At 39.9% G+C, this 12,483-nt stretch carries 11 protein-coding genes and 1 riboswitch; of the genes, 7 read left to right on the forward strand and 4 right to left on the reverse strand.

The window, feature by feature from the left end; genetic code table 11:
- Positions 1–67: 67 nt before the first annotated feature.
- Together AZE41_RS07170 and AZE41_RS07175 are read right to left on the reverse strand one after the other, a co-directional pair.
- Positions 68–493 (reverse strand): protein-tyrosine phosphatase family protein, encoded by a 426-nt coding sequence (locus AZE41_RS07170; RefSeq protein ID WP_067207369.1) that lies wholly within the window; start codon positions 491–493, stop codon positions 68–70.
- A gap of 36 nt (positions 494–529) precedes the next feature.
- Complete coding sequence (locus tag AZE41_RS07175; RefSeq protein ID WP_067207372.1) at positions 530–1,237, reverse strand: metallophosphoesterase family protein; 708 nt, start codon at positions 1,235–1,237, stop codon at positions 530–532.
- A gap of 1,101 nt (positions 1,238–2,338) precedes the next feature.
- Here AZE41_RS07175 and AZE41_RS07180 point away from each other — a divergent pair.
- A complete protein-coding gene (locus tag AZE41_RS07180; RefSeq protein WP_067207375.1) occupies positions 2,339–2,902 on the forward strand; it encodes a hypothetical protein in 564 nt (187 codons plus the stop codon).
- 74 nt (positions 2,903–2,976) lie between these two features.
- On the opposite strand, the gene AZE41_RS07185 is transcribed toward AZE41_RS07180, so the two are convergent.
- A complete protein-coding gene (locus tag AZE41_RS07185; RefSeq protein ID WP_067207378.1) occupies positions 2,977–3,588 on the reverse strand; it encodes a DUF3298 and DUF4163 domain-containing protein in 612 nt (203 codons plus the stop codon).
- Positions 3,589–3,900: 312 nt separating this feature from the next.
- On the opposite strand from AZE41_RS07185, the gene AZE41_RS07190 reads away from it, so the two are divergent.
- On the forward strand, positions 3,901–4,332 hold the full coding sequence (locus tag AZE41_RS07190) for a YkvA family protein (protein WP_231885788.1): 432 nt from the start codon (positions 3,901–3,903) through the stop codon (positions 4,330–4,332).
- Between the two features lie 63 nt (positions 4,333–4,395).
- Here the strand turns inward: AZE41_RS07190 and AZE41_RS07195 are convergent, their stop codons facing one another.
- A complete protein-coding gene (locus tag AZE41_RS07195) occupies positions 4,396–5,256 on the reverse strand; it encodes an SAM hydrolase/SAM-dependent halogenase family protein (protein ID WP_067207381.1) in 861 nt (286 codons plus the stop codon).
- Positions 5,257–5,665: 409 nt separating this feature from the next.
- On the opposite strand from AZE41_RS07195, the gene AZE41_RS07200 reads away from it, so the two are divergent.
- The 5 genes from AZE41_RS07200 (at position 5,666) to prpB (ending at position 12,470) form a co-directional block, all read left to right on the forward strand.
- Positions 5,666–6,040 carry a nucleotide excision repair endonuclease gene (locus AZE41_RS07200; protein ID WP_067207386.1) on the forward strand — a complete coding sequence of 125 codons (375 nt, stop codon included), beginning with the start codon at positions 5,666–5,668 and terminating at the stop codon, positions 6,038–6,040.
- A 109-nt stretch (positions 6,041–6,149) separates the two neighbouring features.
- The gene (locus AZE41_RS07205) at positions 6,150–7,412 is read left to right on the forward strand and encodes a hypothetical protein (protein WP_067207388.1); all 1,263 of its coding nucleotides are present in this window, start codon (positions 6,150–6,152) and stop codon (positions 7,410–7,412) included.
- 1,043 nt (positions 7,413–8,455) lie between these two features.
- Positions 8,456–8,654, forward strand: a riboswitch (cobalamin riboswitch).
- A gap of 239 nt (positions 8,655–8,893) precedes the next feature.
- A complete protein-coding gene (gene mmgD, locus AZE41_RS07215) occupies positions 8,894–10,024 on the forward strand; it encodes a citrate synthase (protein WP_067207393.1) in 1,131 nt (376 codons plus the stop codon).
- 82 nt (positions 10,025–10,106) lie between these two features.
- Positions 10,107–11,543 carry a bifunctional 2-methylcitrate dehydratase/aconitate hydratase gene (locus tag AZE41_RS07220; protein WP_067207396.1) on the forward strand — a complete coding sequence of 479 codons (1,437 nt, stop codon included), beginning with the start codon at positions 10,107–10,109 and terminating at the stop codon, positions 11,541–11,543.
- Between the two features lie 18 nt (positions 11,544–11,561).
- Complete coding sequence (gene prpB, locus AZE41_RS07225) at positions 11,562–12,470, forward strand: methylisocitrate lyase (protein ID WP_067207398.1); 909 nt, start codon at positions 11,562–11,564, stop codon at positions 12,468–12,470.
- The last annotated feature ends 13 nt before the right edge of the window (positions 12,471–12,483 follow it).

Raw genomic sequence — 12,483 nt, forward strand, 5'->3', positions numbered from 1 at the left:
ATAACACAAAAATGCCTGCCCTATCATATTTTAGGGTCAGGCATTTTTTGTGATTTTTATCATCTAATTACTTCTCGTAAATTCTTTTGAGTGCATCTTTAAATTGGGGCTTAATATTAATAGCCGGTTTGATTTCTTTCGCTTTCTGTTCGGCTTCATCCACGGAATCCGCTAGTCCCAATTCCAATAATGTAGCAGTGGCAATGGTTCCTGCTCTACCCCGACCAGTATTACAGTGAAAATACACATTTTTCCCAGCCTTATATGCATCGGTTATTTCTTTTACAGCAGCTTGAATGGACGCGTCTTGTTGCTGGGTATCGTCAACAATAGGCTGATGTACACTTTTATTATTTGAAAGTGGAACTTTTACTTCTGCACGTAAATCAAAGATAATATCAATTTTTTCATTCGCAAGAAGATCATCAATTGCATCTACGCCACCTATGAAAATTCGATTTGAGACTAGTTCTTCATACTTTTTGATTGTCATGGAGGATCTCCTTAGTATGTATTTGTAAACAGTATATCATTTAACGTAATGAACTTTTCGTTTCGGTAATTCTAAGCAATTTAATTGCCCGCCGTAGACAGCTCCACCATCGATACCAATAATCCGGTTATCTCCGAAGTAAATAGTATGATTTTCCGCATCCTCATGAAAAATTTTAGTTGGCGTATGACCGAAGACGACTGTCCTGTCTCCATCATAACCTGTGTGGAACTCTTCGCGGATCCACATCAATATATAGGGATCTGTTTCAGCAATTGGTTGTGTAGGGTGAACGCCTGCATGGACGAAAACATAATCGTCACGTTCGATAATGTGATCCAGATTTTGAATGAATTCAAGGTGTTTGTCCAATATTTTGGAATTCAATACAGGTTTAACAAATACCTCTGCATCTTGCATCATAAACTCACTTTCGTTGAGACCGTAACTTTCTAAGGTTTTGCTACCGCCACATCGATTGATCCAATGTTTCCAAGCTCGTTCCTCGTTTGTCGTCAAGGCTTTGATCATCAAGTCTTCATGATTTCCTTTTAGGACAAGGGCTCCTTCTGATTTCAGCTCGATAACCTTATCAAGTACCTTTCTCGAGTTTGGCCCACGGTCTACATAATCACCTAACAGAATGAGTTGATCGTGATTAGAATCGTACTCCACATCGGATAATAAACGTTCAAACATTTCTAATTCGCCATGAATATCACTCATTACAAGTGTACGCTTCATTCTTCTTCATCCTTTCGGAAATGCTTTATATTACTCAAATCTATCAATTTTGTTGATTAACCATATTCTTACATAAGGAACAAGAGTCTACAGTAGACTTGTACATTTCCGGCTCTTTTTGGCCGAAATAATAGCAACACCTTTACCACGGGTTAATTGTAGCTGGAAATGATTTGGAAACTTCCGTCCGCTCCACCGCTTTAGTAACAGTGTGACGCTATATAGAAAGTGTAACTGGCTTACATCAGAAAAGGAAATGCTATAAAGAAGGGGCAGACAAAATTGCTCCTTTATGGAGAGGAAAGTGGTTATTCACTCCTTCCCAAATGGTTTAGAGCTTAGTGTAACTGTCACTTTTAGGAGCGACGGACGGTCGACTACCCTACGCAACAAGAATTCCCTATAACGGTGCAGTAGTCGGTCGAACCAAAGCGATTTAAAAGCATATGTACATAAGGCATCTGTGGTTTAATCATAAAATTAATTAGTCATTATTGGATATCTTGGGTTACTCAACGCATATGCATACTTAAATTGATTATACGGTAATGTAAATGCGACATTATTAATAATAAAGATTCTTGTGTTCTGATTTTATCCCGCATTAACGGGCAGTAAGACCCCCACTTCAAGTATTTAAGGACACGAGAAGAATAAGTGGGGGTTCAACTGCCCGTAAAAGCCCGAATGGTTATACTAACAATCAGTGGGGGATGAAGAGCCCCCCTCTGATTGAAGATTAACTTTATTTTAAAGTAAATGTTTTTATGTATTTAGTGATTTTGGCTGAATGGTTTGATGAAGAACTTTATTTCCGGGGAAATATTTTGTAGTTTCTATAAATAGTAATAATTATCATATATATCATTAGTTCTAGAGTTTATTCATCCGAGAACAATGAGTAAATACTTATTTCTCGGTTAATGAAGGGGAACAAAAAATGATTTTCTATTTGATTTGATTAAAAAGTAAAACTCTATAGCTAATATATGAGAGGGGTATCGGGGGTGGAATGTATTGGGGTTGGTTTTTGACCTGATTAGATAAGTTGTAACTTTGCCACCAGCAAAACGGACTAATAAGAATACGAGGAGGGTTTTTATGAAAAAGAAATTTGGTTTGTTTCCGTTACTATGTTTAGTCCTACTACTTACACTTTTTTTGAAACCTGTACCTGTGGCTGCTTGCTCATGTGTAATGAAGCCTTCAGTAGATAAAGGATATTCACGTTCGCAAGCAGTTTTCAGCGGAGAAGTTATCGGAATAAAGGACAATAACGGGCTGTTAGGCAGGCGTGGGAAAACGGTCCTATTTAATGTGAAAGAAACATGGAAGGGAATTAATGAAACGGAAGTTGCTATTGCGACAGGGAGTAGTGATGGAGATTGCGGCATAGCATTTGTCGTTGGCGAAGAATATTTGGTATATGCTAGGCTATCTGATATGTACGGGGATGAATCGCTTACGAGTATAATTTGCGATCCAACGACAGAGCTTGGAAATGCTGCTGAAGATATTGCTATTTTAGGCCAAGGCCAAGTTCCAACACAAGATGTGAAATCTGTTGATAATGGGAAATCAACCGTCTTAATTGGTGGTGGAGTTGTTTTTATAGCTGGATTGATTGCGATTTTTGGGTGGTACCGGGTTAAGAGAAATAAATAAGAAATAAAACCAATTGCCGAAACAGAATCAAAGTTTCGGCAATTGGCTTTATTTTTGGTTTTCTTATGGATTTATTAAGTGAATGCCATCATCCGGTCAAGTGGACCATCGGGTTTTATTATATCGGCTAGATCTAGAATTGGAATCGGGAAGTAGGGGAAGCCCCAATAGTATGGCGTGATTTCATAAAGCTGGAAATAAATAACGAGAGAAGTGTCAGCGATATAGAAATCCTGGTCACTACGGATTCCTTTGAATGGTTCAAGCAACTCAATATTCCAGTCTTTGATCCGCTGATTTATGATATCCGACAGTTTTTTCTCGTAGTTGCTACCCTTTTTGAATAAATCCTTCAACTCGTATTGTTTACCGGTTTTTGTATCAAAGGTCAGTGATTTAACGATAGTCATCCCGTGTGCACCGCCTGTAAACGAATAGACGATGAGATTCAAACTAAGGATACCGCGTTGATTGTTCTTTAACTCGAAGTTGGCAAGTAATTCCACGAGGTCTTTCTCGTAAAAACTTTGTTCGACTAGTATTTTGTTCAGAGTGGTTATGATGGCATGGTTAATAGTACTTTGCGCATTGGGATTTGGTAATTGGGTAACAACAGGGTAATATACTTTAACATCCTTTGAGGCGTGGGGCAGTCTTTTTGTTGCAATTGATACTGGTAAATCCACTGGATACGTCCTTCCCTTCTCAATAGAGTAGTACATCATATGTTCAATTGAGTTAGGAAAGTCGAAATAATGGCTTGTAAGAATAAAACAAAGCCTTTTTTAATTCGGAAGTCGTACCATACATATATTGAAATAATGAAGTTTATTGAATCCGCTGTGGCGATAGAAGGTCCCTTGAAAGTCGCCTTCGCTGTTTATTCATATATCCAACTTATATAGAAACTACGGGTGGGATCCTGGAGCTATAGAATGACACATAGCGTCGTTACGTGTAGAATTAATGTAATGAGCAGCGATTGAGGAGGTTTCAATATGATGAAAAAACAAAAAGAGTACGAAAATAAATTGAAGAACTTTGATCCGGAGTCCAGTATGCCGGAAACAGAAAACCATTATTCAGACGAAAAGTTTTGGGGAAAAATGATGAAATACGGGAAACTGGCGGGGAAGACAACAGTCTATTATAGCTTGCTTCTTTTCTACGTTGCAAAAAGTCCTGAGGTTCCCAAATCGACAAAGATGATTATTGTCGGTGCACTCAGCTATCTGATTTTCCCGATCGATCTCATTCCAGATTTCATACCAGTAGTCGGACTGGTGGATGATGCCGGGGTCATAGCCGCAGCCGTATTTAAAGTGATTTCTTATATTGATGAAGATATAAAAAATAAAGCAAAAGTGAAAATGAATACACTACTTGGTTTTAAATTCAATGATGAAGAAATAGACAAACGATTATTATAATGGAAAGAGCTAACAAGGAAATGAAAAATTCCGAGTTAGCTCTTTTTGTTTGAATTTCTGCTGTTATTCATACACAATTCTTGGGGCCTTACGAATAATAATTTCCCAGTTTGTTCCGGTACCAATACGATAGGCATCTGCAAAAGATCCTTGATTGATAGCAATGCCGATATTGTCGAGGGAGTTCACATAAACGAGTGGCTCACCAATATGCAAGTCTGCAAACGATCGGCCGAACGTCATGATGTTGTTGTAGATTGTACGGCCATCTGTCGTTATAGAAACTTCTATTGAATCGCCATACTGTTCTACGATTTCCTTGAATTGTTCTCGGCTTATATTGGTCCAGAGATTGCCGAAGGGACGGTCGATAATATCTACTATTCCTGTAATTGTTTCATCCACAATGGTGGACAATTTCAATGGTAGTGCAATAATAGTTGATGGATTAACTGATGCACCAATTTCTTCAAATTGGATAATTCCAGCAGCAAGCCGCGCACCCGTGTAAGCGAATATATCGCGTCCATGGAAGGTATGCGATTCACCTGAATTCGGAAGCCGGTTTTTTGATTCATCGATTTCCCGGATCTCCGTTATTTTGATGAATTGCAACACATGCGTTAATGTCCCGTTATCCGGCGTAATAATATAGTGATTATCCGCAGTCTTCGCAACGATCGCACGACGGTTCGATCCAACTCCTGGGTCGACAATTGATACGAAGACCGTTTCACTTGGCCAATAACCGATCGACTGTAATAACCGATAGGAAGCTTCCCAAATATTGTATTGAGGAATTTGATGTGTGATTTCAAAAATTGGGATTCCGCGTTGAACGGAGTTTGCTACGCCATGCATCGCACTCACTGCACCATCACTTTTGCCGAAATCGGATTGAAAAACCAATAAACCTGTTGTCATTACAAATCCACTCCTCATCCCTATAGTTTATGAAAGTGAGAAACAAAAAAATCCCGCTCAAATCAATCGTTAACCGATTGAAAAGGACGGAATTCATCACTTTACTTTTCTCTTCAATGCTCGTATGTATTATTGAATAATTTACACGATTATGAATCAAAAGTCAACAATGCTACATGATAAGGTTCTATAAAAATGCCTGTCACTACTACGAATCAATAGTGTAGTGTGACTAGTATCTTCCTGTTATTTCCGAAATGTTGTCCGATTTTAAAGAAAATGAACAATCAGAGCAATTAGTAAGGGAAATATAGTTGTTTTGAATTGATTTGAATGACACCATTCTTCGCTTTTTGGGCTGTTTTATGTTAGAATTTAAGTTCATAACAGAAGAGGACGTGACGTTTAATTGATCACAATTACTATACCAAATCCGGATGTAACAATTGTACAACGTAAACAAGAAATGGGTGCCGATGTTGCGCCGATAAAACCAATTTATGGATTTATTGATTTACATGAAATTCCACGTGATAAAGGCGGCATCATTTTGTTTTATAATAACAAAGATGAATTGCTGTTTGCTGGGAAAGCACGTAAACTGCGCCAACGTGTTAAAAAGCATTTTGAAGACACGGTCTCTCCAATCAAAAATCATCGTAACGAAGTGCATGAAATTGCGATTATCGTTGTCGAAGACCCGATGGAACGCGAAATTTATGAAACGTATATCATTAATACACAACGTGCGAAATATAATCTTGATAAAGTATTTTTTGAGTGAACAACAGAGCTGACTGCCATGTGCAATCAGCTTTTATTTTTGACCATTTATGTTGAACAACACGAATGAAGTTCTTTATTTCAATAATACATAGGAAAAGGGTGGGAACATGGACAAGAGACTACAAAAGATTGTCGATGAAGCGCAAGAAAAGTTTGGTTTGGATGCTTACCGAATGGAAAGACATTCGATTTATAAAGAACGAGATACTATGGGGGATGCTTACTATACGTTTACTATGGAGTGGTTTCCTAAAGAGTTAAACGAGCCAATCGAAGAAGGTTATAATCCCGAGGGAACAGCGATTGTTGAATATGCAATTCAAAAGCAACGCTTTAGTAATGTGTCATTCGTACAAGGCGAATCATTTTCTACAAAAACGCACTTTCCGGATAAAGCCGCTGATGAAGTCGCTGCATGGCTTGAAAAGGAAACTGGATTGGTGTACGAACAGGATTTCAAACTAACGCAAGCGAATGCAAATGGGTTTCAATTTACATCAGACATCGATGGTATCTATTTTTCTCCGAGCTGTATACTTGAAGTTGAATTTGATGATGTTGGCAAGCTGACTTCTTATCATTCGTACGGAACGATGCCTTCGCAAAATCTCGTTGAGCAGTCAAAATTCACGTTAACACTTGAAGAAATTGAACCAATCGTCAAAAAACAGCTTCAACTTATAAAGTTTCCATCTGAAACTGAAAAACGTTTTGTTCCCGTCTATGCAATGGAAGAAGTGTACGTAACGGTTGACGGGGCCCGAATCATCCCATTTATGGAACATGAGCGTTCAGAAGTTAAAATTGATGAAGTAATCGAATGGAATAAACCGTTAGAACAAAATATTGATCGTGAAGAAATCACAATTGTTTCCGAAGCAAACGTAGAAGAAGCATTCGGTAACGTCGACGCAGGTAAAAAACTGACGTTGTCGGCTGATCAAATTGAACGTAGTAAAAAAGTTGTTCGGGATGTCCTACGGGCTGAATATCCTGATGAATCAGGGAAGTGGAAGTTGTCCCAACTTCGTTGTCAAGAGAACTTTATCGAAGCGAATTGTGAAATAAATGAAGAAAACCCAATGATTTTTAATCGAAAAGTAGTTGTTTTCATGAATCCGGAAACGATGAAGGTGCTAAATTATCTTGATAACGGCTCGATGTTTGAGATTTTTGAAGCCTTTCTCCCTGCCGCAAACGCGGTCGTAACACCTGAAGAAGCATTTGAGAAAATGATACCCTATATTACGCTTGATCCGACTTATGTATATGACGAGTTCGCAGGTAAGTATATTCTTTGCGGCTTGTTGGATGCGGCGGAATGTGTTGATGCGGTGACAGGGGAAATTGTCGATTTAGGAGATATATAGGTTCAGTTAATTAATTCTATATGTTGAACAAATGAATATGGCGTATGCGCTTTACAAGGGCTTTTGGGAGGTCACTGAAAAAGCCTTAGTACTTGGAATGGTTTAGGATTCCCACTAATACCGCTTCGACGCTTTGTGGATGCCTCCCGCGATAAGCCAGAAAGAAGACCACATGGGAGGGATTGAACTGCATCCCTCCTTAGTCTTATCGCTCCGGCTACCACGAAGACGCGCCTTCGCTAGATGGTCTATGTGAGAAAGAGCTTTTCATTATCTGTGATGCAATTTGCAAGTTGGAGCACGTCTTTCTTGAATATAAGTAGTATCAACTAGTAATCACCTTATAATCTCAGCATATACATCTCGAAATTACATTTCTCTCGATAATGAACACCCTAGTGCACGCGCGGCAAAGGGGTCGCCAAAGCGCCAAGCGCTCTACAATCCACACCCCAAATTAAGAGGAAACTGAAAAAGTTCTTTTTTATAGTAAGAACTAGTTGATTGTAGTGAAGAGCGGTGACTCCAGCGGGAACAGCGCGAGCTGAAGACCCCGCAGGAAGAGCCGTTACGCAGAACGGCTTTTGCGAGCAAAAGCGCTAGCGTTGGGAGCACGGGGCAAGAATGCCTTAATTTCTGCAAAGAACGCAGAAATACGGCAAATAGAACCCTTTGCTGTTCGATTGGCTGAAGCCGTGCCCGCGGAAAGCGTCCGCTCGGAACGGAAATCAACGGGATTGAAGGAAATCGTACTTTTTCAGTGGACTCCGAATTAAAACGCTCTCCTTATTGAGCGCCACGGAAGATTCAATGGGATTCTTTAATTCAACATATATAGTATGTAAATGGGGATTGAATACACGTTTCCCATTTATGTAATAGTAATGATAAGTGATGAAAAATGAAAAGAGTATCCAATTATTGTTTACGCATTCTTGAAGTCGGTATACTTAATGCCTCTCTGAAACAATAGAAATTAGATATGAATAAAGAATTGGAATATTTAAAAGTTTGTGTTATAGTCAAGGGGATATTTCGATAATTGAATATGTGTAAAAATAGGTGCGGATTAATACTGATGTATTGGTCTGCTTAAAAGGGAAGTTCGGTGAGAATCCGACGCTGTCCCGCAACTGTAAATGGGAGCGATTTCGTTTAAACCACTGCTTTTTATAAAAAAGTGGGAAGGTACGAATAGCAATGATCATTAGCCAGGAGACCTGCCTCTTTTTATAACACATGTTGACCTACGAGGATAGGGGGTGTTAAGGACGCGCGGATGAGCTATGCCTATTTTTAGCAGGCAGCTTTCTTTTAGTTGGGATTCTGGCGCTCTTTAACAACTTCTCTTATGAAGTTGTTTTTTTTATGGTCAGAAATAAGGGGAAGCGCTGCGAACAGATACAATAGGATAATTTTTGGTGAAGTGAAAGCGTTTACAAATCTCAGAGTCATAACCATTCAGATTGGGGGAAAATAGTATGACGAATACACTTACATTTTTACCAGGACTTGAAGGCGTGATTGCCACTGAAACATCCATTTCGCTGCTCGATACGGAATTGGGTCAGATTATTATCAAAGGATACGATTTAATCGAGCTTTCAAAAACAAAAGGGTATCTTGATATTGTCCACTTGCTAATGGAAAATACCTTGCCGTCTGATACTGAAAAAGCAGGTGTGGCAGATAAATTGAAAAAAGAGCATGGTGTGCCAGAAGGTGTCACAAAGATTTTGCAAGCATTGCCTAAAGAGACACATCCAATGGACGCATTGCGAACTGGGATATCTGCTTTAGCAGGCTATGATAAGGAAATTGATCAGCACACTCTAGCTATCAATAAAAAAAGAGCTTACGAGTTACTTGGCAAAATTCCGGAAATAATTGCGAACAGCTTTCACATTTTACAGGAAGAGGAACAAATCCTTCCGTTGAAAGAATTGTCATACAGTGCTAATTTCCTTTATATGATTACGGGGAGGAAACCGACAGAGTTGGAAGAATCTATTTTTGACCAGTCGCTACTACTTTATAGCGAGCACGAAATGCCAAATTCCACCTTCACCGCAAGGGTAATTGCCTCGACGTTTTCGGATTTATATGGTGCATTGACTGGAGCGGTTGCTTCTTTAAAGGGCTATTTACATGGAGGAGCGAATGAAGCAGTCATGAATATGCTTTTAGAGGCTGGTTCTGTTGACGCATTTGAATTGTTATTAGAAAAGCGTTTACGTGATAAAGAGAAAATTATGGGGTTTGGTCATCGAGTCTATATGAAAAAGATGGATCCAAGGGCCTTGGTAATGAAGGATGCTTTAAAGGAGTTATGTGCGCTAAAGGGTGACGATCTCCTTTACCGAATGTGTGAGGCGGGAGAAACCATAATGGAGAGAGAGAAAGGACTTTATCCAAATCTAGATTATTACGCGGCACCGGTATATTGGATGCTGGGCATTCCAATCCCATTATACACACCAATCTTTTTTGGTTCGAGAACAGTAGGATTGTGTGCGCATGTTATTGAACAACATGAAAATAATCGTTTATACCGTCCAAGGGTTCATTATATAGGCGAACGACACAGCATTCATTCAACTGGGGAGTTGTAACTGGCCGTTCACGACAACAGCGATACACTAGGCATCACTTAGTACTATTCTAAACAAATTGAAAGCGGAAAGGAAGAGTTAGATGTTGAAATTGAAAGAACAAATGACAATGGATACACTGATAGAGGAAATTACGGACTATGTTTTAAATAAAGAAATTACAAGCGAGGAAGCATATAAGACAGCACATAATGTGTTAATAGATACAATCGGGTGTGGAATATTGGCATTAAGCTATCCGGAGTGTACGAAATTACTAGGACCTGTAGTACCGGGTACTATTGTTCCAAATGGCAGTCGTGTACCTGGTACATCGTATGTACTGGACCCGGTCCAAGGCGCATTTAATATTGGCTGCATGATACGATGGCTCGATTATAATGACACATGGTTAGCTGCTGAATGGGGTCATCCGTCCGATAATTTAGGTGGCATTTTAGCTACAGCGGATTATCTAAGCCGTTTACGTCTCTCGGAAGGAAAAAAACCACTTGTTGTACGTGATGTATTGGAAATGATGATTAAAGCACATGAAATTCAAGGCGTACTGGCATTAGATAATAGTTTGAACCGTGTTGGACTTGACCATGTTCATTTCGTCAAAATTGCTACAACTGCGGTCGTCACCAAAATGCTTGGCGGGGGACGTACAGAAATAAATAATGCGTTGACAAATGCCTGGATTGATGGCGCAAGCCTTAGAACGTATCGTCATGCACCTAATACCGGTTCACGAAAATCGTGGGCAGCAGGAGATGCAACGAGTAGGGGTGTACGACTGGCGATGATGGCAATGACAGGCGAAATGGGTTACCCGACAGCGCTATCCGCTCCGGAGTGGGGATTCCAAGATGTTTTATACAATCAAAAGGAATTAACACTGGCACGTCCTTTAGACTCTTATGTGATGGAGAATATACTGTTTAAAGTATCGTATCCAGCCGAGTTCCATGCGCAAACAGCGGCGGAATGTGCCATTATCCTGCATCAGGAGATAAAGGAGCGACTTGATGATATTGAAAAAATTACAATCACGACACATGAATCTGCTATTCGGATTATCGATAAAGTAGGTCCGCTTAACAACCCCGCTGACCGTGACCATTGCATCCAATACATTACGGCACTTGGTTTACTATATGGCGATGTTGTTGCAGATCATTATGAAGATGACGTGGCAAATGACTCACGAATCGATCAATTAAGAAATAAAATGATTGTCGTAGAGGACGAGCAGTATAGTAAAGATTATCTCGATCCGAGCAAGCGCTCGATCGCCAATGCTGTTCAAGTTACATTTAAAGACGGTTCCACAACAGAGAAAGTTGTAAGTGAGTATCCGCTTGGTCATCGCTTTAGAAGAGAGGAAGCTATTCCTCAAATACGCGAGAAATTTTCGGCTACATTGATGACTCATTACCCTGAAAAGAAGCGAACAGAAATAGAAGTGGCGTGCGAAAGCCAAAGTAAGTTAGAACAGATGAACGTCAAAGAATTTGTCGACTTATTTTTGCTTTAAGAGAGGAGGGAAATGACAATGGCGTGGATTGTTGATCAACAATCATCACAAGAGACATTAGCTAAGAAATTCCATTCAATCATGCATGCATCAGGAATCGTTCAAATCCCTGGTGCGCATGATGCGATGGCAGGGCTTATTGCACGAGATGCCGGATTTTCTGCACTCTATTTATCGGGGGCCGCCTATACGGCTAGTCGTGGTTTACCAGACTTAGGGATTGTGACGTCAACTGAAGTTGCGGAGCGAGCAAGGGATATAGTGCGTGCTACCGATTTACCGCTGCTTGTTGATATAGATACAGGTTTTGGTGGTGTATTGAATGTAGCAAGGACAGCCCGTGAAATGGTAGAAGCGAATGTCGCAGCAGTACAATTAGAGGACCAACAGTTACCTAAGAAATGTGGCCATTTGAATGGAAAGAACTTGGTTTCTACTGAAGAAATGGTGCAGAAAATAGTAGTGTTGAAACAGGTTGCACCAACACTTCTTATTGTTGCGAGAACAGATGCGCGCGCAGTGGAAGGTTTAGAGCAAGCGATTGATAGAGCGAAGGCATATGTGGAAGCGGGTGCGGATGCTATTTTCCCGGAAGCTCTTCAATCAGAAGAGGAATTCAGACTGTTTGCCAAAGAGATTTCGGTTCCTTTGCTTGCAAACATGACTGAGTTTGGAAAAACACCCTATTATAGCGCCGATGAATTTGCTGAAATGGGTTTCCAAATGGTAATTTACCCAGTCACATCATTAAGAGTTGCTGCCAAAGCCTATGAACGTGTTTTTGAGAAAATCATCAATGAGGGCTCACAAGAACAAGCACTTTCTGATATGCAAACGAGAAGTGAATTATACGTTACTATTTCTTATGATGAATTTGAAGCATTGGACGAGTCAATAGCGAAGACCGTATTAACAAAAGAGCAGTAATACTGAATAGCGG

Origin of the sequence: Sporosarcina psychrophila (genome assembly GCF_001590685.1) — a bacterium.
Lineage (GTDB): Bacteria > Bacillota > Bacilli > Bacillales_A > Planococcaceae > Sporosarcina > Sporosarcina psychrophila.

Bases quoted from the DNA above. Each gene is read 5' to 3' on its own strand.
- AZE41_RS07170 (WP_067207369.1), bottom strand. From the start codon at position 493: ATGACAATCAAAAAGTATGAAGAACTAGTCTCAAATCGAATTTTCATA.
- mmgD (WP_067207393.1), top strand. From the start codon at position 8,894: ATGACGAATACACTTACATTTTTACCAGGACTTGAAGGCGTGATTGCC.
- AZE41_RS07180 (WP_067207375.1), top strand. From the start codon at position 2,339: ATGAAAAAGAAATTTGGTTTGTTTCCGTTACTATGTTTAGTCCTACTA.
- AZE41_RS07190 (WP_231885788.1), top strand. From the start codon at position 3,901: ATGATGAAAAAACAAAAAGAGTACGAAAATAAATTGAAGAACTTTGAT.
- prpB (WP_067207398.1), top strand. From the start codon at position 11,562: ATGGCGTGGATTGTTGATCAACAATCATCACAAGAGACATTAGCTAAG.
- AZE41_RS07175 (WP_067207372.1), bottom strand. From the start codon at position 1,237: ATGAAGCGTACACTTGTAATGAGTGATATTCATGGCGAATTAGAAATG.
- AZE41_RS07220 (WP_067207396.1), top strand. From the start codon at position 10,107: ATGTTGAAATTGAAAGAACAAATGACAATGGATACACTGATAGAGGAA.
- AZE41_RS07195 (WP_067207381.1), bottom strand. From the start codon at position 5,256: ATGACAACAGGTTTATTGGTTTTTCAATCCGATTTCGGCAAAAGTGAT.
- AZE41_RS07205 (WP_067207388.1), top strand. From the start codon at position 6,150: ATGGACAAGAGACTACAAAAGATTGTCGATGAAGCGCAAGAAAAGTTT.